Below are 26,615 nucleotides of genomic sequence, written 5' to 3' on the forward strand. Positions count from 1 at the left end.
TTTTACAAGCAAATACGCTCATCCATGCCTCAAATTTTCCCTCATCGTGAATTAAGCTTTCCTGGTACTTCTTGGATGATGTGGGAAATCTCTGAAAATGAGGCCTTTTTCGATCAAATTCCCGAATCATGGAAAAGCACTCTTCCTCCCAACCATGCCCTTGAGCTCAAAAGATTGGAATCCATGGCTGCCCGTTTTTGCTTATGGAAATTAGTCCAAACACATATAGGGCATGAAATAGAATTGGTCAAATCAAGTACAAACCGACCATTTTTTCATGAGTCCGACTGGCACATGAGTATCAGTCATTCTTTTCCTTATGTAGCCGCAGCTATAAGCCATAAAAAAAACATTGGCCTAGATCTAGAAAAAAAAGCCAGAAATATACAGAAAATTGCTCCTAGATTCCTTTCGGCTACCGAACTTGCCTGGGCTGAAATGGATGAACAAAAGCTCTTAGCCGCATGGACGGTAAAAGAGGCCATTTATAAAGCTCAACATCAACCTGGACTTGATTTCAGAAAAGAAATCAGTTTTGAATGTCAATTTCCACTACAAAAAGGCTTTGTCCAATTAGCCCAAGAAAAATTTGATTTTGATCTTTGGCAAGAAGAATTTCCCCAATTCTGGATTAGCCTAGCCATTCGAAATTAATCCAAGGAATCAATGATTTGGTTCAATTCATTTTTATGTTCTTCATCACCAGCTTTATCATAGGCCATGATTAAATTCCTAAGCACCCGACGAATGATTTCGAGGTTAGAGCAAGGATTATAATAAATTTCGTTAGGAGTTAAATTCAACTGCGCCAAATAGTTATCGATATCTACACGATTGAATATTAATCCTTTATTGAATACATTGATATAAAACTGTACTCCTTTTTGTTTAAACGTTAAAACAAACAAATTAGGCAAATTCACTCCATAAACAGGAAAACCCAGTCGTTGGGCTATCCACATGTATATCACACACAGGCTAATTGGATTGCCTTTTCTACTCTCTAAAACGACATTGATGTACGAATTATTAGCCGCATGGAAGTTTTTGGTATTAGCTCCAAACTTTAATTGATCAAAAATCACGCCATTCAACACCTTGATTTGATCCATGGGATGCAAATTTTCTCTGATTTGAGGCCAAACTTCATAATACAGTTGGTCTAATTCAGTCTTTAATTGAGAAAAAGAATAATCAGGAAAACGATACGTAGCTACTATCCACATTCCTTCCATGAGATCCATTCCGCCAGCTTCTTTCCAAAGCGTCAATCGATTACGCATGGATTCCAATTGAAAATCATGAATTAAATTTTCAATTTTCTCTTGAAGAAAAGGGTTTAAACTCAACTGCTCCCACTCTGATTCCAACACAGGAATGATGGAAGGCCCCAAGGTTCGAATCTGTTGCTCCACCAACTGTACGACTTCAGTATCACTGTCGTCGAGCAGTTGAATCATGGCTTTGATAGCTGGTTCCTTCATAAGGGTCTTAATTTAAATCAAAAATAAGGACTAAGTATCGAATTACAAACGGCTTACATGGTAAGTCCATACAATAATTGTTGAGCTTATATATTTTTTTTCAAGAGAATATAAACCTAAATTTGCTAGCTCATTGAAGCATCAATTCAATTTATGAATATTTTAATAACTGGAGGAGCAGGTTTCATAGGCTCTCATACCTATGTCGTCTTAAAGGAAAACGGCTTCACTCCTATTATCGTAGATAATTTTGCTAATTCATCTACTGAGGTAATTGATCGTTTAAAAACCATCACCCAGGATGATGTTATCTGTGTAGAAGGAGATATCAATGATGCTTCGGTATACGACCAGCTATTTCAACAATTTCCCATTGATGGAGTCATTCATTTTGCTGCAGCAAAAGCGGTAGGAGAATCGGTAGAGAACCCTTTGAAATACTACCGAAATAATGTAGCAGCAACGGTCTTATTATTAGAGAAAATGAACGAATATGGTGTTAAAAACCTTGTTTTTTCATCTTCCTGCACCGTTTATGGTCAACCAGAAAGCTTGCCTGTAACCGAATCTGCTCCTGTTCAACCAGCAGTTTCACCTTATGGAAATTCCAAACAAATTTGTGAAGAAATCATTCGGGACAGCGTGCAAGCCAAAAACTCCTTTTTAAAAGCCATTTCTTTGCGCTATTTTAATCCCATTGGAGCTCATGAAAGTGCTTTAATTGGAGAATTGCCCCTCGGACCACCTGCCAATTTAGTGCCCTTTTTAATGCAGTCTGTGGCTGGTTTACGTGGCCCATTGCAGGTATTTGGAGATGACTACCCAACACCTGACGGTACTGCCATACGTGATTACATCCATGTGTGTGATCTCGCAGAGGCACATGTCAAAGCATTAACTTATTTATTAGAGCAGTCCCAGGCCACCTATTATGATTATTTTAATATTGGAACAGGTACAGGGAGCTCAGTTTTGGACGTGATTCATGCGTTTGAAAAAACAACTGGGAAAAAAGTCCCTTATGAAATAAAACCTCGTAGGTCGGGAGACATTACGGCCGTTTATGCCGCCACTGATAAATCCAAAGATATCTTACATTGGTCAACAAAAAAAAGTTTAGAAGAAGCCTTGGCAGATTCTTGGAGATGGCAAGAGAAGCTTCTTAAATCATAATTGTATGAAAAAAATAGTCATTACCGGAGGTGCCGGATTCATTGGTTCACATGTGGTACGTTTGTTTGTTCAAAAATACCCTGAATACCAAATTTATAACCTAGATGCTTTGACTTATGCAGGTAATTTAGCCAACAACGAGGATATCACTCATTTACCTAATTATCATTTCATTAAAGCTGACATCACGGATGCCGACCATATTGATGCCTTATTTGCTGAACACCAATTCGATGGCGTGTTACATTTGGCAGCCGAGTCTCATGTAGATCGCTCCATTTCTGATCCTTTAGCATTTGTTAAAACCAATGTGATAGGAACAGTCAATTTATTACAAGCTGCCAAAAAGCATTGGGCGAATCAATTCGAAGGAAAACGTTTTTACCATATCTCTACAGATGAAGTGTACGGAGAATTACACAATCCTGAGGAATTCTTTTTAGAAACAACTCCTTATGACCCTCGTTCTCCTTATTCAGCCTCAAAAGCTTCATCTGACCACTTTGTGAGGGCTTTTCATGAGACTTATGGCTTGCCTACTGTCATCACCAATTGCTCCAATAACTATGGACCTAACCATTTTCCTGAGAAATTAATCCCTTTGATGATTCATAATATCCTCAACAACAAACCCTTACCTGTATACGGCAAAGGTGAAAACGTGAGAGATTGGCTTTATGTAGTGGATCATGCTCGGGCAATAGACACTGTTTTTCACCAAGGAAAGATTGGAGACACCTATAACATTGGAGGTTTCAATGAATGGAAAAACATCGATTTAGTTCATTTATTATGCCAAATCATGGACAATAAATTAGGTCGTGCTGAGGGAACTTCAAAACAACTCATTACCTATGTGACTGACCGAGCTGGCCATGATTTGCGCTATGCCATTGATGCCCATAAAATCATGAACGAGTTGGGTTGGAAGCCGTCTTTACAATTTGCTGAAGGATTAGAAAAAACAGTTGATTGGTACCTAAGCAATGAAAAATGGCTAAAAGATGTGACCTCGGGAGCCTACCAGCAATATTATCAAAACATGTATCAAGGAAGATAAAAATGAAAGGAATTATTCTAGCAGGTGGTTCAGGAACGCGCCTACATCCATTGACTTTGGCAGTAAGTAAGCAATTGATGCCCATTTATGACAAACCAATGATTTATTATCCCCTATCCATTTTGATGTTATCTGGGATACGTGAAATTTTGATTATCTCTACGCCACATGATTTACCTCACTTTGAGAAATTATTAGGTGACGGTTCACAAATTGGCTGCCATTTTGAATATGCGGTTCAACCAGAACCGAATGGCTTGGCTCAGGCCTTTGTCATTGGTGAAAAATTCATCGGGAAAGAAAAGGTGGCCTTGGTATTAGGAGATAATATCTTTTATGGTTCAGGCTTAAGTAAGCTGCTACAGGCCAACAATGATCCGGATGGTGGTGTGGTTTATGCCTATTCTGTCAATGATCCTGAACGTTATGGAGTGGTGGAATTTGATGCCGATAATAACGTTTTGTCGATCGAAGAAAAGCCCAGCCAACCCAAATCAAATTACGCAGTGCCTGGCTTATATTTCTATGACAATGAAGTGGTAGAAATTGCTAAAAACATTGCTCCTTCTCCTCGTGGCGAATATGAAATCACGGATGTGAATAAAGAATACCTCAAACGCGGTAAACTGAAAGTAGGTATTTTAAACCGAGGAACGGCTTGGTTAGATACAGGTACTTTTGCTTCGCTCATGCAAGCCGGTCAATTTGTTCAAGTGATCGAAGAACGCCAAGGAATGAAAATTGGCTGTATTGAAGAAGTGGCCTACCGCATGGGCTTTATTGATGCCAAACAATTAGAAGCAATTGCCAAACCTTTGGTTAAAAGTGGATATGGCCAGTATTTATTAAATCTACTGCGTTAAGAAACGATAATTCCAGCTAGTAAAGCTATCACAAATAAGGCAATGGGGGGAAGCTTAGTCATTTGAGCAACCAAAAATGTCACAATCACAATGCCGAATCCAATGAAGTTCGCTTGTAAAATCATCGGATGAATAAAGGTATAAACTGCCACGATGGTTAGACCAACCGAAACGGATTGGATTCCCGGTAATGAAGCTCTAATAAAGCGGTACTGCTTTAACTGCCCCCAAATTCGATACACAAAAAAGATGAGAAAGGTGCCCGGTAAAAAAATACCCAAAGCCCCGATAACGCTACCAGCAAGTTCACCCAATGTGCCATAATCTTTCATCAATAATACGCCAAGATAGGACGTTAGGGCAAATACGGGACCAGGTAAGGTCTGAGATAAAGTCATACCCGTTAAGAAATCATCTTCCCGAATGAGGTGCTTAAATTCTACGAATTCCGTAAATAAAACAGGTACTAAAACTTGCCCACCTCCAAAAACTAAACTTCCGTTTCGATAAAAATTCTCAAATATTCGAATAGGATAATAATCAGTAAAATGTCCCAAAACAGCTAAAAAGGCCGCAAAACCCCAAAATAAATGAAAATTAGCCCATGGAATAATCATTTTATGCTTATTCTGACGAGGAAAGTCTTTGAAATTTAGAGATGAAACTAAACCTCCGATCAATAATAATAAGGGAAAAATAAAAGGACTTTGGATATACAATCCTATACCAACTGTGAACAAAAATATCAACATGTACATAGGTGCTCGAAGGAACTTTTTAGCCATAATCCAACCAGCCTGAAGAATTAAACCAATACCTACTGGGGTTACAAACTGAATGATCTCTCTATTTCTCAAATAGGTCATCCCAAATGCTGCCAAGGTCATCACAAAAACCGCAGGAGTAATCCAAGCAATTAAGGTTATATAAGCCATATTGGCACCCCCTCGTTTATAACCGATAGCGGTAATCATTTGGGTGGAAGTAGGTCCTGGTAAAAAGGAACAAAGAGCTTGAATTTCGAATAATTCATCTTCCGTCAAATAGCCCTTTTCCTTGACTAATTTTTTAAGAAAAAGGGCTATATGGACTTGTACGCCTCCAAATGAAGTCATAGCCAACACTAACACATCCCATAAAAATTCGACATGTTTGGGCTTTCTCCACATGGGCTTATTTTTTCAAACCTAATTCAATTAAGCGCTCTGTTAAAAACTCTCCAGCACTCATATCGGTATACATTTTGGGGTTTTCTATGGATACGCAAGATTCCAAACAAGTTAAATCCATCTCCGATCTAGGATGCATAAAGAAAGGAATCGAATATCGGGAAGTTCCCATCTTCTCTCTTGGAGGATTCACCACACGATGAATCGTTGATTTTAAATGATGATTGGTTAATCGATCTAACATATCTCCCACATTCACCACCACTTGGTCGGGTAAAGCTGTGATAGGAATCCATTTTCCATCCATACGAAGTACTTCTAAACCTTCAGCAGAAGCACCCATCAATAAGGTAATCAAATTGATATCACCGTGGGCGGCAGCACGAACAGCGCCTTCTGGCAAAGCATCGGGATTAGGAATAGGGAAATAATGGATGGCGCGTAAAATAGAATTACCATTTTTCACTTTATCTTCGAAATACTCCTCGGGTAATTCCAAATATAGGGCAATAGCCCTCAAAAGTAACTTTCCTGCATTTTCTAAGGTGTGATAGGCCCCTACGGTATAAGCCTCAAAATCAGGATATTCTTTGGGGAAAATATTTTCAGGATATTCACTCCAAACAGGATCTCCATCTGGTTGATGCTTTTGACCTACGTGATAAAATTCTTTCAAATCAGGGACTTTAAAGCCTTTGGCAGTCTCCTTCCCTTTTCCTACATATCCTCGTTGACCAGCGATACCCGGTATTTCATAAGCTTGCTTCAATGCATCAGGTGATTGAAAAAATTGCTCAACTTCTTGATACAATTTTTTGGTAAAATCATCTGACAAACCATGACCTTTTACGGCAACAAAGCCAATCGTATTAAAGGCATTACCTAAATCTTGAACAAATTGGGCTTTTCTAACAGGATCAACTGAATTAAATTCATTCAAATCTAAAGAAGGTATTTCTTCCAACAACATAGTTTATTTTTTTATGGATGAAAATTGTTGAGATACAAAATCCCAATTGACTACATTCCAAAATGCAGTAATGTAATCCGCTCTCTTATTTTGATATTTCAAATAATAAGCATGCTCCCAAACGTCCAAAGCTAAAATTGGCGTACCCTTTACTTCTGCAATGTCCATCAAAGGATTATCTTGATTGGGTGTTGAATTAATCACTAATTTTCCTTCTTTCCAAATTAACCAAGCCCATCCTGAACCAAAGCGACCTGTAGCAGCTTTCGCAAATTCAGCTTTTAAATTATCTAAACCTCCTAAATCTTTTTGAATTTGCGCCAATAAATCAGCACTTGGTTTGGAGCCTGTGGATGGACCAATCAATTTCCAAAAAAAGCTATGATTCCAATGCCCACCACCATTATTACGAATAGCCACGGGCAACTGGCTCATCTGGCCCATCATAGCATCCAATGACAAAGAAGCAGCGGAAGTACCCGTTACGGCTTTATTCAAATTATCAACATATGCCTTATGATGACGATCATGATGGATTTCCATCGTTAATTTGTCGATATGTGGCTCTAATGCATCAAATGAATAAGCTAAAGCTGGCAAATTAAATGGTGCCGTTTCTAGGCTGCTTTGAGCCTCAGATGTAAAAGAAGGTAAAACCATACTCGCGCCTAAAAGCCCGACTGTTTTCTGCAAAAAATGTGATCTTTTCATGAGCGTAGATAAAGAATTATTCATAAACTACTCGGCCGACAATACTTCGCCCAAGGGTAATTTCATCCGTATATTCCAAATCACCGCCAATCGGTATACCTCGGGCAATGGTGGAAATTTTAATGGGGAATTCTTTTAATTTTTTCGTCAAATAAAAGGCCGTTGTATCTCCTTCCATAGTAGGGCTAAGTCCTAGAATCACTTCAGTAACTTGACCCGTACTAACTCGTTGTATGAGCGAATCTATTTGTAAATCACTAGGGGAAATACCCGCTAAAGGAGAAATTATTCCACCAAGAACATGATATAGGCCTATAAACTGACCCGTATTTTCAATGGCTAAGACATCTCGCATATCTTCAACCACGCAAATCAAACTTTCTTCCCGCTTATGGCTATGGCAAATACCACACAAACCTCCATCAGAAATCATGTGACATTGAGGACAAAATTGGGTTTCAGTTCGCAATTGAACTAAAGCATGTGCCAATTGCAAAGATTGTGATTCTGGTCTTTTCAATAAATGAAGCGCTAAACGCAAGGCTGACTTTTTCCCTATACCTGGCAACTTCGATATTTCTTCTACCGCCTGTTCTATAATCCGCGAAGGGTAATTATTCATGGCCATAAGCTATTGATAAGACTCTATTTCGGCAGAAATGCCACGCCGACAAATTTCATTTCGCATGCTAACTAATTCATCAAAATCTCCGGATTTAACGCCACATCTCCCTCTAAAATGAATTTGAAGCGTACATTGCTCTGCTTGTTCTGAACTATGCTCACACACTTCCATCAAGGTCATGATGACATAATCAAAGGAATTAACCTCGTCATTATATACGACCAACTGATGGGCTGCTATGACTTCTTCATCAAAGGCCACCTCGACATCTTCTTGATGCTTTTCTTGGTTTTGAAAAGAAATACGAAAACGAGAAATGTTATCTTCCGAGAATTCCATATTTTTGATATGATTTATAAAAACGACCTCTTAGCAAATTTAAAAAAAATCCTTTGAAACACCTATGTCTGTAACTTTAGCCGGAGGAATTCTTGCCATCTATTTTGGCCTACTTTTAATCATATCCTACATTACTTCCAAAGGTGCTGATACTCACGCATTCTTTACTGCTAATAGGCAATCTCCGTGGTGGTTAGTGGCCTTCGGGATGATTGGTACTTCCATCTCAGGATTAACGTTTATTTCAGTTCCTGGGGCTGTTGGCAAAACATCCTTTACTTATTACCAATTAATCTTAGGGCATTCATTAGGTTATTTGACCATTGCGCTCGTATTAATGCCCTTATACTATCGTTTAAATCTCATTTCCATCTATGGATATTTAGAAAGTCGATTCGGCTTTTGGTCCTATAAAACAGGTTCTGCCTTTTTCTTATTATCCAGAACCATCGGTTCCGCAGCCCGTTTATATTTAGCTGTCAATGTCTTACAAATTGCCATTTTCGCTCCCATTGGCATTCCTTTTGGATTAACCGTATTCATTTCTATCCTACTGATTTGGTTATACACCCACCGTGGAGGAGTAAAAACAATCATCTGGACAGATACTTTACAAACCTTATTCTTACTGATCGCACTGTTTATTACCATCTTTTTGGTAGGTCAACAAATGAACATGGGATTTATGGATATGGTGCATACCATTTCAGATAGTAAATATTCCCACATGTTTGAGTGGGACTGGAAAAACACCCATTTCTTTGGAAAAGACTTCCTTGCCGGGGTATTTATTGCCATTGTGATGACGGGTCTAGACCAAGATTTGATGCAAAAAAACCTGACTTGTAAATCCATTGGTGAGGCGCAGAAAAACATGTTTTGGTTTTATTGGGTGCTTTTATTAATCAATATCCTATTTCTGTCTTTAGGAGCATTATTATATATTTACGCACAGAGCAAAAACATAGCTATTCCCGCACAAACAGACAATTTATATCCCATGTTAGCCCTAAACGGGCACTTTGGTACTTTGGCGGCAGTCACCTTTTTATTGGGTATTATTGCAGCTTCCTATGCTAGCTCAGACTCCGCCTTGACTGCTCTCACCACATCATTTTGTATTGATTTCTTACGAATTGAGAAATTTCAAGAACAAAAAAGGCATAAAATCAAGCACTATGTACATCTAGGATTTTCAGCCTTGTTCTTTGTCGTTATTGGATTATTTCACCTATTTAACAATCAGGAATTGATATCTGCTGTTTTTAACTTGGCAGGATATACGTATGGACCATTATTGGGTCTATTTTCTTTTGGATTATTTACCAAAACACAGGTTAAAGACAAATGGGTCCCTATCGTTTGTGTAGCTTCTCCCATCATTACATTCTTGCTAGAATGGCAATCACAAGCGCTCTTTGGAGGTTTTGGCTTTGCCAAATTGATCCTCAACGGTGCTATTTGTTTTGCACTACTTTGGGCTATTCGCGTTAAAAAATAAAGTGCATAAAAAAGGCGACCTAGGGCCGCCTTTTTATTAGAACGAGAAATAATAAATTACTCTTGAATAAACTCGCCACTTACGCGTAATTCAATATCTTCTCCTACCATAGCTGCTGGCATTGTACCAACACCCCAAGCTGTACGGTTGATTGCTCCAGATGCTTTAAAGCCGGCTATTTTTTTACCTTGACGATTTGTCGTAGTTCCATTTAACACCAAATCCAAAGTAACTGGCTTAGTTACACCGTGCATGGTTAAATCACCAGTCAATTTATATTTGCGATCAGCTACTTTACTAATTGACTTACTAGCGAAAGTCAATGTTGGAAATTTAACTGCATCAAAAAAATCAGGACTTTTTAAGTGTGTATCACGACGTTCGTTATCCGTGAAAACTGTATTTACATCGGCAACAATATTGAATTTTGCATCAGTAAAATCATCTTTAGCTGAAGTCATAGTCGCTTCAGTAATTTTAAATGCTCCCTCTACATCGGAAATAGATAAGTGAACTACACTAAATCCTAACTTAGAGTGGGATTTGTCTACATTCCATTTCTGAGCTTGTGCAGATAATCCACATGACAAAAGAGCAATAGCTAAAAGTAATTTTTTCATAATAATAATTTTTTTTAATGGGTTAATTATAGAAGTCGAAACTACCATTAAATAACACAAAACCAATTAACAAATCAAAAAATCGTCAGAGATGTCGAAAAATTTGCGACAAAAATCCAAAATCCTGCGAAAAAAGTCTACTTGTCTTCTAGGCTTTTGTAATGTTCCTTACGCATTTCCTCTACATTATCCATCTCCACCCGCTTTTTGATTTTCTTCCAATCAATGGTCTTATTGTATTTTTTCATCATTACTTCTGGCTGAAAAATTCGACGATCAGGGAAAACAAAATCTACTGAGCCGAAATCGGGTTTGTCCGTAAAGAAATCATCCAATAAAGTAGCTGTTTGATCATAATGATTCACACTTGGTACCCCAAAATTGGTATAAATCAAACGCAATAAAGAACCAAAATTGGCATGTTTGTGGGATACATAATTGCGCTTCACATAAGGTCCAGCCATCATTAAGACACTTCGGTGGGCATCTACATGGTCTACTCCCCCTTGTGGATCATCTTCTGTGACAATCACCAACATGTTTTTCCAATATGGCGTAGTAGATAAGAAATTAATCATTCTGGCTAATGCCAAATCATTATCAGCCATGAAGGAATGATTGCTCACATATCCATCTTCAGGCCTAGGATCCGCACCATGGTCATTGGGTAATTGAATCGTCACAACGGATGGCATTTTTTTCTTGCCTTTTAGCCACATCTTGGTAAACTCTGATTCAAATTGCTCAGCACGAAACATATCGGGAATATCGGTATTGAAACCCGCATAATTATGACTTGTATTCTTCCACAAGGCTTTTTGCATAGGAACCATGACCACATGCCCCGCCCCTGTCAACGTGTCAAACCATTCTTCTCTGTTGTGCGCTGTTTCATTCGCCTCTCCAAAATTATAAAAGGAAATATTTTTGCGCTCTAAGGCCTCCCATAAACCACCTACTTCGGCATAGTCCTCCGGGTCAATACTTCCTGTTGTCCCAGGATGTCTCCTTCCAGGTGCTTTGGAGAAGATTTTAGCCGTTTTACTAACGCTAGAATTGGCTTCAACCCATTCATTAGGTATCACGCCTACCATCCAGTGATGTCCGTGGATGGATGCATCACTGTCACAATAAAAATTATCACTCATCGCAAATCGCTTTGCCAAGAGTGAATGATTCGGCATCACATTGACGTTATGGAAAGTCGTTTTTAAGGAATCTGGCAAGACCACGGTTTGATTTATGCCGTAACGAGCGATGGTAGAATCGCCATTAGCTCCTTGAAATTGACCAAAAATCTCATCATAGGTACGGTTCTCCTTGGTGATGTAAACAATGTGCTTAATCGGAGATTGAGCCTGTTTGTTTTTATCTAAAGAAAGAATCTTATTCCCCCTACCCTTGGCTGAAAATTCTTGGTAAGTATTATTCTTGACTTCCTGAGTATAGGCTGCTAATTCTGACTCATTCGGCATATCTATCGTTTGGAATGTACCCAATTGAATATCCCCTACATAGGAACCTTGCTCCGGCGCCTTAAAATCTTTTCCTCCATTAGGTCCTGCTCCATACCCACGACAAGTCGTAACATAAAGTGTTTTCTCATCCGCAGAAAGGCGAACGCGAGTAGGTCCCCAACCCGTTGGAATAAAACCTTTGGTTTTTTGACTTGGAACATCAATAACCGCCACGGCATTTAATCCTAATAATGTCACGTATAACGTTTTTTCGTCTTTACTAAGACACAAACCAAAAGGCAAATAACCTCTTCGCTTATCCAAAACTGCGTTTAACTTGATGGGAATATGAGATTTAATTTGTCGAGTGGCATAATCCAGCACCGCAATATTGTCATTGGTGGCATTACTCACGTAAGCATATTTTGAACTTACGGCCAAGGAATTGGGGCTAGATCCACCTACAACTTCCATCTCTTCCACCATTTCACCCAATTGAAAACCTGGTTTGTATTTTTTGGTAATTTGATTGTTCGACAAATTAATTTGAAAAATACTCATAGCCTCGTCAGAACGAGGATCCCCAACCCCAGGAATCTTTTTACCCATCATTTCGGTTCCTTCACGAGATTCTTTCGTGTCATTGGCATAGGGATGCCATGGAATATGCTGAGATTGTAAATTGGCTAAAGTGGTACCTTCTATCAAGGGATATGAATACATGCCTACATTGGCAACAAAGGCAAATTGATGATCAGGACTTAAAGAAATACCAAAAGGCTGTCGACCCGTTGGAACCACCCCCACAATTTCACCCGTTTCCGCTTTCATGCGAACCATCCTGAAATTAGCACGATCTAAGACCAATAATTCGTTTTGTTCAGGCAATAAAACCAAATCAGAAGTAAAGCTATCGTCAAAATCATAGCCTTTGAAAGTTCCGTTTAAACTAAAAGTCTTTAGGATTTTACCTGTCGATAATTCAACGACCAACACATTTCCTGAATCACCTCCACTGAAATAAATCCATTCACTATTGGGAGAAAAGACAATACCTAAATAGGTGCTTTTCCCATAAGGAGAAAGTTTGGAAGGTGTTCCATACGGCGGAAAGCGTTTCGAGACCTGTTTTTCTAAATCAATGCGCGTAAAAGCACCATTATGCAGCGTAACGGCCCATTTACCGTCTGGACTAACAGCCATACCAAATGGATCGCTATTGATTCGAAGTGTTTTACCTGCCGGTTTCACCAATCGACCAGAGGGTAATACGGAATAACCATGGATGTCAATTTTGGCTGGCAAATCTCGCCCTGGAACTTCTAAAATTGTTTGTGCACTAACTTGAAATACACAAAATGAGAGGAAAATAGATTTTAATATAGTGTTCATAGGTTTAAATAATTTAACGAAGGTAAAACTCTTATACATAAGCTTAAACAATTATGTATTAAAATTTCATGAAATTGAATTGAAAGAGCCCAGACTAAAAATTAGAGTTGGCTTCGAGGGCCTCAGCCAAGATTAATTTTAGAATGGAATTACAAATCCCTATTATCTCTCATTCGACATGACCCTTCGGAACATGTCGAACAGCGTTTGATCAAGTTGAAAAGTGTTAGCTTCCAAAATATCTGTACTCCTTATGATAATTTATAATACATGTTATATTTGAATTTACGTAAACCAATAGCGCCAATACACCCATTTTCGCATATATTTACGCTATGCAATAGCGAGTATATGTTAGATATAGACAAGCGTAAACAACGAAACAACGACACATTAATTAAACTAACATAACAACGATAATACTAACTTTGTGATTGAATTAAATGTAATAAAATAATGAAATACGAAGATAACCAATATATTGTCCCAGAATCCCTTTATTGGAAAGGCGTATTGCATAATTTTTCAAAATCCAGAACAGCTTTACAGCCAATATTCGAAGCATTTACTAATGCTCTAGAAGCTATAAAAATATTACAGAAAACAGAACCTTCATATAAAGGTGAAATTTCTATAAGAATTAACAGCGCTGAAACCACAGTGCCTGACTCATATAATTTCGCAGGACTTTCAATATCAGATAACGGAATCGGTTTTGATGACGACCAATTTAAACGATTCAATACTTTTAGAGATATTACAAAAGGTTTCAAGAATCTAGGTTCTGGAAGAATTCAGTATGTTCATTATTTTGATAATATTATAGTTAAAAGCGTTTTTTGTCAAGAAGGAAAGTTTTATGAAAGGGAGTTTTCAGCATCAAAAAAGAAAGCGTTTCTTGATAAAAATTCAATTATCTACCACAAATATTGTAAAGAGACGAATGAAACAGCGTCAAAAACAACAATTTCATTTAATGGCCTTCTAGAAAACAGCGGTATTTATAACAAACTAGACCAAACGGAATTAAAGGAGCAGTTAAAGAAAAGATACATTCATTATTTCTGTCACAACCGGACAAGTATTCCGAAAATAGACATTCAGTTTTATATTCAAGGGGAACTCAAAGGTGAAACAAGTATTATAGAATCTGATTTTCCTGGTATTGATAAAACAGAACCTCTTGAATTGCAATATTCAAAAATTTCGTCAAATGGGAAATCTGTTGAGAAACTTGATAAAGTGAAAGAATTCAAAATAGATTCATTTCGTATTCCGAGGAACTTAATTGACAACAACGATTTAAAACTTGTTTCAAAAGGTGAAATAGTTGAAGAATCTGAAATAAAACTTGAAAGTATTCCAAAAGGTGAACACGTCAATGGGTTCAGATATATATTTTTAGTTTCAAGTGAATATATTGACGACAGAGATTCCGACATGCGTGGAGTTTTAAATATTCCATCAATTGACAACTTTACAAAAAACAGAAATTTATTTACTGAAGAAGAAATATTGCTTGAAGAAATTCAAGAAGGAGTAAATAACAAAATAAACACAATGTATCCTGAAATTGAAGAAGTCCAGCAGGAACATCTAGAGCAACTTGAGCAATTAAAAGAAATGTTTCTAATTGATGACGAAACAGCAGGATCAATTAATATCTCTATAAATGATTCTGAAAGTAAAATATTAGAAAAATTTTATGAAGCAGAAGCAAAAAAAACAGCTCTATTAGACGCCTCCATAAAAGATTCTATTGACCAATTAAACAAACTTGATACAACTTCACCAAACTATTTACAAGAGTTAAAAAAGGAGGTAGATAAGCTTGTAAAAGCTATTCCTCTTCAAAACAAAAAATCGTTGACTCATTATGTTGCAAGAAGAAAACTTGTTTTAGATTTATTAGCTAAAGTTTTAGACAAAAAACTTGAAGTTCAGCAATCAGGTAGAGAAATAAATGAAGCATTAATTCACGATTTATTATTTCAACAAGGTGAAAGTAATCCAGAAAATAGTGATTTGTGGATTATAAATGAAGACTTCATCTATTTCAAAGGCAGCTCAAATATTGTTTTAAGTCAAGTTGAAATTGAAGGTGATAAATTATTTAAAGAGGATTTTACGACAGAAGAAGAAAAATATTTAAGGTCGCTTGGAGAAAATAGAAAAATAAAGAAACCCGATGTTTTACTTTTTCCAGAAGAAGGCAAATGCATCATACTTGAATTTAAAGCTCCTGATGTAAATGTTTCAGACCACTTGACTCAAATAGATAAATATGCTGGTTTAATAAGAAACTATACTGCCGATAATTTTCAAATCACAACCTTTTTCGGCTATTTATTAGGAGAGAGCATAGAACCTAGAGATGTTTTAGGGGCTGTTAGTAGTTATGAAGAATCTTATCAATTCGACTATTTATTTAGACCATCAACAAAAGTGATAGGATTTGATGGTAGAAACAACGGGGCAATCTATACTGAGGTTATAAAATATTCCACCTTACTTGAAAGAGCAAAACAACGAAATAAAATTTTTATTGAAAAACTACAATAAATGACCGAATTGTTTTTTGTTTTGAAACTATTACAAATTGGTCAGAAACACCAGCCTATAACAGCACCTACAAGAAATTGGCGGTTCAATGGATAAATAAGCTTAGTGCTTCTATTTAAGTTCACTGTTGGCAGACAGTTTAGAGCTTTGAAATCCGCTTCTTCGCCAAGCGCCAAAACGTTATGCGATATTATAAAAAACAGAAATGGTAGAAAAATTTAAACAACTAAAACTATCTGATTATCCAATTGCTGAAATAGATAGTTTAATGACAAAAATTGTTCCGCTGTTCGACATGTTCCAAAGGGTCATGTCGAATGACAGATAAAAGGGATTTGTAATCCCATGATAATATTAAAGTTGGCTTCGAGAACCTCAGCCAACTTTATCAGCTCTGCTGTTTATTTGACAGGGATTTTTAATCCCAGATACCTCCCCTTAAATCTAAAAATTCCAATAAACTGATTTGCTTCCTCAATTATCAGTTTCCTGATTACAATTGTTCATTTGATGATTTATTTTTGAAAACAAAAGCACCACTATTTGTCAATTTGATCTATCACCATGGCTCATGCGTATTCCATTCAAGAACCCCATGGACAATATTTTATTACCTGTACTGTCCATCAATGGGTTGACATATTTACGAGGAAACTATATGTCGATATCTTATTAGATAGTTTACACTATTGTCAACTAAAGAAAGGTCTAAAAATTCATGCTTGGGTAATCATGACTAATCATATCCATTTGATTGTTAGCAGTGAAGTTGAAAATCTATCCAACATCATCCGCGATTTCAAAAAATTCACTTCTAAACAAATTTTTGAAGCTATCAAATCCAATCCTAAAGAAAGCAGGAAAAATTGGTTGCTTTGGCTATTTTCAAAAGATGAACAAATCTGTTTTTGGCAAGCTGGTTATCATGCTAAAGAAATTCTAAGTCAATCATTCTTTGAAAATAAATTAGATTACATCCATTTAAATCCTGTTAGAGCAGGCTTTATTGAAAAGGAAGAAGAATATATGTATAGCAGTTGTAGCGATTATTATGGTACAAGAAAAGGATTGTTGGAGCTTGATTTAGCATAATAGTCCTTTTGATCTTATGGAAAATGTCTTTTTTGATACGGGATTTCAAATCCCCATTATCTGTCGTTCGACATGACCCTTCGGAACATGTCGAACAGCGGTCATTGGCTGAGGCTCTCAAAGCCAACGTTTAAAACCGATTTTGCATTTAAATTATAATTCATAAATTTGTATCCAAATGGATACATTTCAGAAGATGTTCTTTATTGAAAAAACAACGGAATTTGATAAGTGGTTTAAGAAACTGAATGACTTTAGAGCAAAAGCAAAAATTTTGTTCCGAATCAAAAGATAGAAATAGACGAACACTTTGGAGATTGCGAACCCGTTAGAGATGGAATTCAAGAACGGAAAATAAACTACGCAAAAGGTTACAGAGTTTATTTCAAAGAAATTGATCAGAAAATTATTATTCTACTTATTGGAGGTGATAAATCGACTCAACAAAAAGACATTGAAAAGGCAAAAGAAATTTGGAAAAAAAATAAAAAAATAGGAAATGGAAACGTCAAAATTTGACATTGCAGATTATTTGGACAGCAACGAAATGATTGCAGAATATCTAAATACAGTTTTGGAAGAAGGCAATGATGCTGATATTGTTACTGCCATTGGACATATTGCAAAAGCAATTGGTATGACCAAAATTGCAGAAGAAACAGGGATGAGCAGACCAAGTTTGTACAAAGCACTGTCGGAAGGATCCAAACCTCAATTTTCAACGATAATGAAAGTTTTGAAAGCAGTTGGAGGACAAATACATATAAATCCATTAACCACATAAAAAACGAACGCACAACAGCCGTTTGCCCTCTGTCGTTCGACATGCCCTTTGGAACATGCCGAATAGCTTTGAAATAATGTTGGCTGAGACACTCGATGCCAAATTTAACATTGAATTACAAATCCCCATTATCTGTCGTTCGACATGCCCTTCGGAACATGCCGAACAGCGAATAAAGTTAACTGAGGTTCTCGCATTTGGCTGAGGCTCCCGAAGCCAAATTTCAATTTTAAAACTTATATGCCGCCCGTGTGGCCAAATATTGAACGTCTTTCCCTGGACCTAAATCTTTTAAATAGTCTCCTGCCTTACAAAAACCCAATTCAAATTGAAATGTCAAATGTTTATTGGCAAAATAATGGGCATCCAAAGCAAAAATATTGGCTACCCCACGGGCATCGCTTTCAATTTGACGGCCTAGTACAGGTAACAATGCCGACATATTAGGAGTAAAAATTCCATCGCGCAGGCTAGCTCTTTGAACCAAAGATGCACGTAGTGTAGTCATCCATTTATGATTATCACTAAATCGAATATATGGACTAATATTCAGCGTATTGGTGATATTCAAGGAAACTGTTTGTCCAAATGGAGGCCTAGAATATAAGGTATTGAAGGTATTTAATTGTTGATCCTCATTCGATACATCGCCAGGCACCCAGTTGCCACTAAATCCTAGGAAAAAATGCCGCTTCATTTCGTAATTAAAATCATAGACAAACAAAAAGGCTTGAATGGTCAAATCGTTAAAATGCCCCCATTGAGCCGCCATTTCTACATCATAATTAAACGTCTTTTTTTCACTATACCAGCGAGTTCCTACCGTATTTCTGGCTTCCAATCCATTCTTCAAGAAGTAAACCCGCTGTGAACTTTCCATGTAAAAATAATAGGCATCAAAAAAGTCTGTTTTTTTAGAAAATGTGTGGTTCCAGATACTGCCGGCTACCACTTCAGAAGAACGAACATCATCAAAAACGCCCGTATTTTGTCGAATTGGATTAGCAATAAAGGCATCAATTTTCTGATTTTCATGGTGCCATTTAATGGTGGCTCCATAATATGGCTGACGCGTATTGGGTCCTTCTTTGAGGGCCATTAATCGTTCTAATCCCCAGGTATATTCTTGCTTACCTACACGCAAAGCGAGATTGGGCTTAATATTCCATTCTAAAAACGCCTGATGAAATGACAAGGCATTTTGATCTAATGTAGAGGTTATTGGGTTGTCATTTAAGAAGCGAAGTGTATTGTTTAATTGGGCAAATACCCGAAATCGTGGACTCCATTCCCAATTAGCATGCAGCATCATTCGGTGCATGATTTGCTGTGGATTTTCCGTTGTAAAATTATCGGGCACATCTCCAAAATTCACATGTTGATAGGATTGATATTGCTCTCTCCATTCCCCACCAAAACTTAGCGTGCTTTGCCGAATAAAAGGAATGTACTTCAATGACTCATCCCAACTTTTAAATCGATTAGTATCCAGTTTTAGATAAGTGAAATTGTCATCCTGACGCATTCTGGCAATATTTTGGGCCAAAATGTTCGGTATAATTAGGCTAAATAATAGAAGGAAAACTAATAAACTTCTTTTCACAAAAACGAAAAAATAAAGAAAGGAATAAATCCAGATTCAACGGATTGGCAAATTAGGCAATTTTCATGGGCTGGCTATCCTGAATATCAGAAAATGGGAAATAGCAAAAATTGCCCCCCTCTATTTTACCTAATTAAATCCAAATACAGATAGAAATTATTCTATTTTGAACTATATTGGCTTACTAAATTCAGCAGAATTTTATTTTACGTTCATCTAAATCCATTAAAATACATACACTAATGAGCATTTCAAGAAGAAGTTTTTTAGGTAAAAGTGCGCTGGCAGCAGGTAGCTTTTACATTGTACCCCGACATGTTTTGGGAAAAGGATATCAAGCTCCTAGTGACAAATTAAATATAGCGGGAGTTGGTATCAATGGAAAAGGTTTATCCGATGTCAATAATGCCTTCAATGAAGGTGTAAATAACATTGTAGCACTTTGTGATGTTGATTTAACCAGAGCCAAACCTTTATTTGAGAAATATGCCAAAGCCGGTCAATATCAAGACTGGCGTGTCATGTTGGAAAAAGACAAAAGCATCGATGCGGTAACCATTTCCACTCCTGACCATAACCATGCGGCCATAGCCATGGCTGCGATGCAATTGGGTAAACATGTGTACGTACAAAAACCCATGTCTCATAATATTTTTGAGGCCCGTACCATGACGGAAGCGGCAAGAAAATACCAAGTTGTTTCTCAAATGGGAAATCAAGGAGCATCCAGTCCAGGCACCCAACAAATTGTTAAATGGATAGACCAAGGTTTAATTGGAAAGGTTCATACGGTAAATATTTGGACGAATCGTCCAATTTGGCCGCAAGGTATACCCCTTCCTTCGGGACAGCACGCTAAACCTGCTGACATCGATTGGGATGTATGGTTAGGGCCAGCTTCCTTGATTGATTATAATCCTGCCTACCATCCATTTAAATGGAGAGGTTGGTGGAATTTTGGTACAGGCGCATTAGGAGATATGGGGTGCCATTTAATAGATGGGCCTTTCAGAGCCTTAGGCCTAGGTTATCCAACTGAAGTAGAAGCTAGTATCGGATCTGTATTCATCAGTGGAAACCAACCAGAATACATTCCAGAAGGTTGCCCTCCATCAGCTTCCATTCAATTGAAATTCCCTGCTTCTAAAAAGAACAAGTCGGCCGTAACCATGAACTGGACCGATGGAGGTTTACGTGGATTCCACCCAGATTTAATTCCTGCCAATGATCCTATTGGAACAGCTGACAATAGCAATGGTGTGGTGATGATTGGTACCAAAGGTGTGTTAACACATGCTACCTATGGCTTAGAGCCTCGTATTTACTTGAATAATGGAGATAAAATAGAAATGCCCAAATTAGAGCCTACTAACTTAAAAGAATATGGGCATCAAGCTATGTGGGCAGAAGCATGTAAAGCAGGCTTTAATTCTAAAGAGCACAAAGAATTAAGTTCCTCGTTTGACTATGCTGGACCATTATCTGAAACCGTATTGATGGGTAATTTGGCTATCCGTAGTTATACCCTTCGTACTCCTATTCAAGGTCAAGCGAATCGTTTCAACTATCCAGGACGTAAGAAGTTGATTTGGGATGGACAAAACATGAAAATCACGAATTTCGAAGATGCCAATCAGTTCGTGAAACGCGAATACCGTGCAGGCTGGAAATTGTAATATTTCATTGACCTAGTTAAAAAGCATGGCTATACGGCCATGCTTTTTTAATGTACCAATATTATTTCAATACATGAAATGCCAACACTTTTTGGACTTCATATACATCCACTGATTTATTGAATTGTTTGATAATACTTGGATTTGCCTCTCCTGAAATCCAGATTTTCAATTCTGCATCTAGTTCAAAAGTCCCTGCCGTTTCCACACTAAACCGAGAAATGGATTTATAATTAATGGATTTATATTCAGTTTTTGAACCTGTAATTCCTTGTTTGTCAATTAAAATCAATCGTCTATTCGTAAAGATGAATGTATCACGAAGTAATTTAAAACCAATTTCGATGCCCTCACCATCAATCAATATTTTGGCATAGTCCTTTTGCAATTGATCGGGTGAAACTGTACCCGCATTACCTAAAATAGCAGAAAATAAACCCATATAACTTTATTTAAACAGATGAAAATTGGGGAAATCATGGATTTAGATTGTCGATTTACCCATGACCATGTAGCGAAACTAATATAAAAATTCAGAAAAATATTGACCCGGCGAGACTCCTTTGATTTTCTTGACTGCTGAATTAAAACTTTGTCGAGTACCAAAACCTGATTCCAGGGCCACCACTTCCAATTTGTAATTTTTCCATTTGGGATTCTCTCGACATTGCTCTTCGGCATATTGAATTCTCCAGTTATTCACATAATCTGAAAAAGATATATCCATTTCATACTGTAAGGCTAATCGAATCAATCTAGGTTTCACTTTTAATTTTCTAGCCACTTCAATCAAGGTCAAGCTTGGTTTTAAGAATATTCTTTCTGTTTCAAAATACCTATTCAAGGTATCTAATAAAGCTTTTTCCCGTTCATGACCTGATATTAGTTTAACCGAAATATCTTTATTTTGGGTTAATTCTTCAGAGCCATCTAATCTTCCTAAGGCTTGTTTCCATATCAAGCCTTTTAATGTAGGTCCATACAATAATTTAGGATTAAACAGCATGAATAACATCATCAAAATATACTCTACCAAGTAGAAAAAATCTTTCCAAGACAATGTGATTTGTTTTTTATCAGGAAAAATCAAATTGTAAATGATTAATCCCATGACGATGAATTTCATGCACATGTTGAAAAATAACCAATAAACAATTAATTGATTGTTCTTAACGAATGTTTTGGAAGCTGATTGATAGTAAGTGAGTAAATCATAAAAGCCCCAACTGATATAGATAAAAAAAGAAGTAAATCTAATATATAAATGCATTCTCATGGTAATCCAACCATATTTCGAATGTACGGTATAAATGGTATTTTCTGAGATCATTTCCTTTATCTCTAGAATTTTGAACTCCGTTGGTAAAATATAAAAGGGAATATACTCTATTACATGCAAGACAAAGGGCAAAAAATGCACGAATAGAATGGGCTTTAGTTTTCTTTCTGGATAAAGCAGATACTGTTGAAACAAGTAGTACAAAGGCCCTATGGTCAACATCAAGGGCGATACTGTTCTAAAAAAATGTGGATATTCTAATAGGTACTCTGGACGAATGTAATAATTCAAAAATGTTTGAAGACCTAAGACAATGAATAATAAACCTAGGAATTTAGTGGCAATGATACCTTTTTTAAAGAAGAAAGATCCTCCAAAGGCAAAAAAAACAAAGCACAGATAAAACAAATAATCTATGGGTGTCATTTATGTCTAAATTATAAAATGTTTTTCCTTCTTATTCTACGTTGAATTTATTGGAATTTTAATTCAAATTCCATGTCAATACCTAATTATTTGAATGTTGAATACTATTTTCAAAATATTTCCCAGGAGAAACCCCCTTAATCTTTTTTACCGCTGAATTAAAACTTTGTCGTGTACCGAAACCCGATTCCATCGCAATCACTTCCAATTTATAATTTTTCCATTTTGGATTTTCTCGACATTGCTCCTCTGCGTATTGAATTCGCCAGGTATTGACATAATCAGAAAAAGATAAGTTTATTTCCATCTGCAGGGCCATACGGATGATCCTGGGTTTAATTTTCAAATACCTACTCACTTCAGCTAAAGTGATGTCAGGTCGAAGAAACAATTGTTCTGTTTCAAAATATCGGTTCAAAGTAAACAATACCGACTTGTCACGGGACGACTTTTGGTGGACCTTTTCTTGTTTCGAAGTTTCAATTTGCTCCCGTTCAATATAACCAGCAGAATGCTGAAATACTAAACCTTTAAGCATAGGGCCTTTTAACAATTTAGGATTTAACAACATAAATAACATCATGGTAATATATTCCAAGACAAATACATAATCCATCCATGTTAGTTCTAAATGCCGTTTTTTAGCAAAAACTAAGTTAAAGCAATGCAAAATAATGACCACAAATTTCATGATCATATCACCTGTTAACCAGTAAACAACCAACGAATTCTTTTTTAAAAATGAACGAGAAGTCGCTTTATAAAATGTATATAATTCGTACAGAGTCCAAAAAATATAAGCGAGATAATAGATCGTCTTAATAAAAAGGTGGTCTCGCATGGAAATCCATCCATAGGTTGACATGGAATTAAAGAAGGTATTTTGTTGAAAAACATACTTCACTTCCACTAATTTCAACTCGGCAGGCAGTAAATAGAAAGGTATATATTCAATGACATGTAAAACAAAGGGCAAAAAATGCAATAAATATATAAGTCTGAATTTACGCTCTGGATAGAGCAAATAATGTTGAAATAAATATGCCAGGGGCCCTAAAAGGTAGAAAAAAGGCGATACCGTTCTGAAAAAATGAGGATAATCGTTGATGTGGTTAGGTTGAATAAAATAACCCGCAAAGAGCTGATAGGATAATCCAAGAAATTGAATTCCTAAAAATTTTGTTGCAATCAGCCCTTTTTTAAAGAATAATGATATTCCGAAGGCAAAAAAAACAAAACTTAAATAAAACAAATAATCTACCGGTGACCAAGAATTCATTCTAACCTATATTATCTACATGGTAATAAATAGTATGATGGATTGACACGGAGATATGTAAACTTATCAATTTAATCCTTAAAAATAAATTCAAAAGAACTGTCAAAGGATAATTATTTATTTAATGTAACAAAAATGGAGGGAATACATCAAAAAAATACTTCTAAAAGAAATAAAATATAGTTGAACTATCTTATTTAATAACAAGGGAAAATACAAAAATACAGGTGCTATTCCTCTATAATTTTAGGGGTTAAAAGAAAAAACTATACCTACATTTAGGGCCATTTGATCCAAACAAAATCAGACCAAAATACCTGAAATCATCACAAACAGGACATGATTTGGTGAAGACATAAAACAAAAAACCCTGTAAATTATTCATTTACAGGGTCTAATTGTCTACCGAAGTAGTCCGTACGGGAATCGAACCCGTGTTTCATCCGTGAAAGGGACGTGTCCTAACCCCTAGACGAACGGACCAATTATTAATTTGGTGGCACAAAGGTAGAGCTTTCCTTTAAAAATTCAAATACTGTACGAAAAAAAAAAGCAAGTTTTAATCAATTTAATTTCATTATTTTAGCCTTTACATTGAAACCCACCCTCTTATGGCCATAGTTAAACCACATTCTTTTTTTAGCGATTTTGATATTGCCCTCTTTTTAAATGGCAAACACACCCGTTTATATGAGAAACTAGGTGCATTTGAAATCGAATTAGAAGGAGAAATAGGTACGTATTTCTCCGTTTGGGCACCCAATGCTGAGTCTGTTTTTGTGGTGGGCAATTTCAATTTTTGGGATTCTACTGCTCATGGACTATATCCTCGTTGGGATTCCTCTGGAATCTGGGAAGGTTTTATCCCTCAGGTAAAAACAGGTGAAACCTACAAATATTGGATTAAAAGCAAGACTGGTGAAATCCTCGAAAAATTAGACCCGATGGGCCTTTTCTGTGAAACTCCTCCTAAAACAGCCAGTATAGTTTGGAATACTTATAAAGAATGGAATGATCAAACTTGGATGCAAGAACGAAGTCAAAAGAACTCGCTACATGCACCCATGTCTATATACGAAGTACATCTAGGTTCTTGGCAAAAGACCTTAGATAACGAATACCTAAGTTATGCTGACTTGAGCGACAAATTAGTTCAATATGTCAAAGAAATGGGCTTTACTCACGTGGAGTTCATGCCCGTAATGGAGCATCCCTATGCGCCATCTTGGGGCTATCAAATTACTGGCTACTTCGCCCCTTCTTCTCGTTTTGGTAATCCTCAAGGTTTTATGACCTTGGTAGAAAGATTCCATCAGGAAGGAATTGGAGTTATTTTAGATTGGGTACCTTCCCATTTCCCTGGTGATGAGCATGGGCTACGTAATTTTGATGGGGGCTGCTTATATGAACACCCTGATCCAAAACGTGGCTTCCATCCAGATTGGCAATCCTATATTTTTGATTACGGGAAAAATGAAGTTCGAAGCTTTTTGATGTCCAATGCGGCGTTTTGGTTGGATCGTTACCACATTGATGGTTTACGCGTAGATGCCGTAGCATCCATGCTTTACTTAGATTACTCAAGAAACGATGGAGAATGGGAAGCGAATGTATATGGTGGCAATCATAATTTAGAAGCCATTTCATTTTTACAAGAATTAAACATTCACATGTATGGAGAATTTCCTGATATTCAAATGATTGCGGAAGAATCAACCAGTTTTCCTGGCGTAACCAAACCCGTTTTTCAAGGTGGATTAGGATTCGGTCAAAAATGGATGATGGGTTGGATGAATGATACGTTAAATTTCTTCCATAAGGACCCAATTCACCGTAAATACCATTTAAATGATTTAACTTTTTCTCTCATTTATGCCTTTACGGAAAATTTCTGCCTCCCTCTATCCCATGATGAAGTAGTTTACGGCAAGAATTCTTTATTAAATAAAATGCCAGGAGATGAATGGCAGAAATTTGCCAACCTGCGGGTCTTATTGAGTGAACAGTTTACTCATCCAGGAAGTAAACTGCTATTTATGGGAGGTGAGTTTGGTCAAAAAGAAGAGTGGAATCATAATCAATCACTGGATTGGCATGAATTAGAAAACCACTACCATAAAGGTATCCAATCAACCGTCAAGGCTTTAAATCAACTGTACCGAGAAGAAGCTGCTTTATACAGCAAACAATTCTCCCATGAAGGATTTGAATGGATCGAGTCAAACGACCAAGGTAATTCAGTTATTACCTATATACGTAAAGGTGAAATTGCCAAACAACAGGTGATTGTCATACTGAACTTAACTCCAGCTCCAAGAGAAAATTATCGTATTGGAGTACCATTACCAGGTATTTGGAAAGTGCTATTCAATTCGGATAAAAGTGAGTTTGGTGGAAGCGATTATCCTATTTCAGGGGCTGTCATGACAGAAGCTATCAACTGGCAAGGAAAGGCATTCTCCATTTCATTGAACCTCCCTCCGATGTCCGCATTAATACTAAAGGCCTAAAAACAATAAAGACTCAGAAAAATTCCGAGCCTTTATTCAA

The 26,615-nt window shown here is 36.8% G+C and carries 23 protein-coding genes and 1 tRNA gene; 11 read left to right on the forward strand and 13 right to left on the reverse strand.

Annotated features, from left to right (window positions below; translation table 11 throughout):
* Window positions 1-24: 24 nt before the first annotated feature.
* The gene (locus EWU23_RS02645; protein WP_166228522.1) at window positions 25-654 is read left to right on the forward strand and encodes a 4'-phosphopantetheinyl transferase family protein; all 630 of its coding nucleotides are present in this window, start codon (window positions 25-27) and stop codon (window positions 652-654) included.
* Here the strand turns inward: EWU23_RS02645 and EWU23_RS02650 are convergent.
* Entirely contained in the window at window positions 651-1,484 is an 834-nt protein-coding gene (locus EWU23_RS02650) for a transglutaminase-like domain-containing protein (RefSeq protein WP_166228524.1), read from the reverse strand. The genes EWU23_RS02645 and EWU23_RS02650 overlap by 4 nt on opposite strands.
* 153 nt (window positions 1,485-1,637) lie before the next feature.
* Here EWU23_RS02650 and galE point away from each other — a divergent pair, with 153 nt between their 5' ends.
* From galE to rfbA, 3 genes are read left to right on the forward strand one after another with little or no spacing between them, the layout of a single operon-like run.
* The gene (galE, locus tag EWU23_RS02655) at window positions 1,638-2,657 is read left to right on the forward strand and encodes a UDP-glucose 4-epimerase GalE (RefSeq protein WP_166228526.1); all 1,020 of its coding nucleotides are present in this window, start codon (window positions 1,638-1,640) and stop codon (window positions 2,655-2,657) included.
* A 4-nt stretch (window positions 2,658-2,661) separates the two neighbouring features.
* On the forward strand, window positions 2,662-3,717 hold the full coding sequence (gene rfbB, locus EWU23_RS02660; RefSeq protein WP_166228528.1) for a dTDP-glucose 4,6-dehydratase: 1,056 nt from the start codon (window positions 2,662-2,664) through the stop codon (window positions 3,715-3,717).
* Between the two features lie 2 nt (window positions 3,718-3,719).
* Complete coding sequence (gene rfbA, locus EWU23_RS02665) at window positions 3,720-4,580, forward strand: glucose-1-phosphate thymidylyltransferase RfbA (protein WP_166228530.1); 861 nt, start codon at window positions 3,720-3,722, stop codon at window positions 4,578-4,580.
* On the opposite strand, the gene EWU23_RS02670 is transcribed toward rfbA, so the two are convergent.
* Genes EWU23_RS02670 through EWU23_RS02690 form a run of 5 tightly spaced genes read right to left on the reverse strand, consistent with a single transcriptional unit; the run spans window position 4,577 to window position 8,394 of the window.
* A complete protein-coding gene (locus tag EWU23_RS02670; protein ID WP_166228533.1) occupies window positions 4,577-5,749 on the reverse strand; it encodes a chromate transporter in 1,173 nt (390 codons plus the stop codon). The two genes, rfbA and EWU23_RS02670, sit on opposite strands and share 4 nt — an antisense overlap.
* Window positions 5,750-5,753: 4 nt before the next feature.
* On the reverse strand, window positions 5,754-6,719 hold the full coding sequence (locus tag EWU23_RS02675) for an isopenicillin N synthase family dioxygenase (RefSeq protein ID WP_166228536.1): 966 nt from the start codon (window positions 6,717-6,719) through the stop codon (window positions 5,754-5,756).
* Between the two features lie 3 nt (window positions 6,720-6,722).
* Complete coding sequence (locus EWU23_RS02680; RefSeq protein WP_317164283.1) at window positions 6,723-7,430, reverse strand: superoxide dismutase; 708 nt, start codon at window positions 7,428-7,430, stop codon at window positions 6,723-6,725.
* Window positions 7,431-7,446: 16 nt separating this feature from the next.
* The gene (gene recR, locus EWU23_RS02685; RefSeq protein WP_166228538.1) at window positions 7,447-8,052 is read right to left on the reverse strand and encodes a recombination mediator RecR; all 606 of its coding nucleotides are present in this window, start codon (window positions 8,050-8,052) and stop codon (window positions 7,447-7,449) included.
* A gap of 9 nt (window positions 8,053-8,061) precedes the next feature.
* Entirely contained in the window at window positions 8,062-8,394 is a 333-nt protein-coding gene (locus tag EWU23_RS02690) for an ATP-dependent Clp protease adaptor ClpS (protein ID WP_166228540.1), read from the reverse strand.
* A gap of 64 nt (window positions 8,395-8,458) precedes the next feature.
* On the opposite strand from EWU23_RS02690, the gene EWU23_RS02695 reads away from it, so the two are divergent.
* Window positions 8,459-9,895, forward strand: a complete 1,437-nt coding sequence (locus EWU23_RS02695) for a sodium:solute symporter (protein ID WP_166228542.1) — start codon at window positions 8,459-8,461, stop codon at window positions 9,893-9,895.
* A gap of 56 nt (window positions 9,896-9,951) precedes the next feature.
* On the opposite strand, the gene EWU23_RS02700 is transcribed toward EWU23_RS02695, so the two are convergent.
* The gene (locus EWU23_RS02700; protein ID WP_166228544.1) at window positions 9,952-10,515 is read right to left on the reverse strand and encodes a YceI family protein; all 564 of its coding nucleotides are present in this window, start codon (window positions 10,513-10,515) and stop codon (window positions 9,952-9,954) included.
* 137 nt (window positions 10,516-10,652) lie between these two features.
* Window positions 10,653-13,364, reverse strand: a complete 2,712-nt coding sequence (locus EWU23_RS02705) for a bifunctional YncE family protein/alkaline phosphatase family protein (RefSeq protein WP_166228546.1) — start codon at window positions 13,362-13,364, stop codon at window positions 10,653-10,655.
* A 456-nt stretch (window positions 13,365-13,820) separates the two neighbouring features.
* Here EWU23_RS02705 and EWU23_RS02710 point away from each other — a divergent pair, with 456 nt between their 5' ends.
* From EWU23_RS02710 to EWU23_RS02725, 4 genes are all read left to right on the forward strand, one after another.
* On the forward strand, window positions 13,821-15,926 hold the full coding sequence (locus EWU23_RS02710; protein ID WP_166228548.1) for an ATP-binding protein: 2,106 nt from the start codon (window positions 13,821-13,823) through the stop codon (window positions 15,924-15,926).
* A 564-nt stretch (window positions 15,927-16,490) separates the two neighbouring features.
* Window positions 16,491-17,018, forward strand: a complete 528-nt coding sequence (locus EWU23_RS02715) for an REP-associated tyrosine transposase (protein ID WP_166228550.1) — start codon at window positions 16,491-16,493, stop codon at window positions 17,016-17,018.
* A 354-nt stretch (window positions 17,019-17,372) separates the two neighbouring features.
* A complete protein-coding gene (locus EWU23_RS14330) occupies window positions 17,373-17,537 on the forward strand; it encodes a hypothetical protein (RefSeq protein ID WP_394367297.1) in 165 nt (54 codons plus the stop codon).
* On the forward strand, window positions 17,518-17,802 hold the full coding sequence (locus EWU23_RS02725) for an addiction module antidote protein (protein ID WP_166228552.1): 285 nt from the start codon (window positions 17,518-17,520) through the stop codon (window positions 17,800-17,802). The genes EWU23_RS14330 and EWU23_RS02725 overlap by 20 nt, the downstream gene beginning before the upstream one ends.
* 229 nt (window positions 17,803-18,031) lie before the next feature.
* Here EWU23_RS02725 and EWU23_RS02730 read toward each other — a convergent pair whose 3' ends face one another.
* A complete protein-coding gene (locus EWU23_RS02730; protein ID WP_205753058.1) occupies window positions 18,032-19,348 on the reverse strand; it encodes an alginate export family protein in 1,317 nt (438 codons plus the stop codon).
* A 299-nt stretch (window positions 19,349-19,647) separates the two neighbouring features.
* Between EWU23_RS02730 and EWU23_RS02735 the strand changes: the two genes are divergently transcribed.
* Complete coding sequence (locus EWU23_RS02735; protein ID WP_166228556.1) at window positions 19,648-21,081, forward strand: Gfo/Idh/MocA family protein; 1,434 nt, start codon at window positions 19,648-19,650, stop codon at window positions 21,079-21,081.
* 61 nt (window positions 21,082-21,142) lie between these two features.
* On the opposite strand, the gene EWU23_RS02740 is transcribed toward EWU23_RS02735, so the two are convergent.
* The 4 genes from EWU23_RS02740 to EWU23_RS02755 all read right to left on the reverse strand — a co-directional run bounded on the left by EWU23_RS02740 (window position 21,143) and on the right by EWU23_RS02755 (window position 24,548).
* A complete protein-coding gene (locus tag EWU23_RS02740) occupies window positions 21,143-21,523 on the reverse strand; it encodes a PH domain-containing protein (protein ID WP_166228558.1) in 381 nt (126 codons plus the stop codon).
* 78 nt (window positions 21,524-21,601) lie between these two features.
* On the reverse strand, window positions 21,602-22,786 hold the full coding sequence (locus EWU23_RS02745; RefSeq protein WP_166228560.1) for a helix-turn-helix transcriptional regulator: 1,185 nt from the start codon (window positions 22,784-22,786) through the stop codon (window positions 21,602-21,604).
* 82 nt (window positions 22,787-22,868) lie between these two features.
* Window positions 22,869-24,065, reverse strand: coding sequence for a helix-turn-helix domain-containing protein (locus tag EWU23_RS02750; RefSeq protein WP_166228562.1), 1,197 nt, complete (start codon window positions 24,063-24,065; stop codon window positions 22,869-22,871).
* 411 nt (window positions 24,066-24,476) lie between these two features.
* A tRNA-Glu gene (locus EWU23_RS02755) sits at window positions 24,477-24,548 on the reverse strand.
* Window positions 24,549-24,676: 128 nt separating this feature from the next.
* Here EWU23_RS02755 and glgB point away from each other — a divergent pair.
* Window positions 24,677-26,575: a 1,4-alpha-glucan branching protein GlgB gene (glgB, locus tag EWU23_RS02760; protein ID WP_166228564.1), complete on the forward strand. Its 1,899-nt coding sequence runs from the start codon at window positions 24,677-24,679 to the stop codon at window positions 26,573-26,575.
* The last annotated feature ends 40 nt before the right edge of the window (window positions 26,576-26,615 follow it).

It is taken from the genome of Aquirufa beregesia, from assembly GCF_011090385.1.
In the GTDB taxonomy this organism is placed as follows: domain Bacteria; phylum Bacteroidota; class Bacteroidia; order Cytophagales; family Spirosomataceae; genus Aquirufa; species Aquirufa beregesia.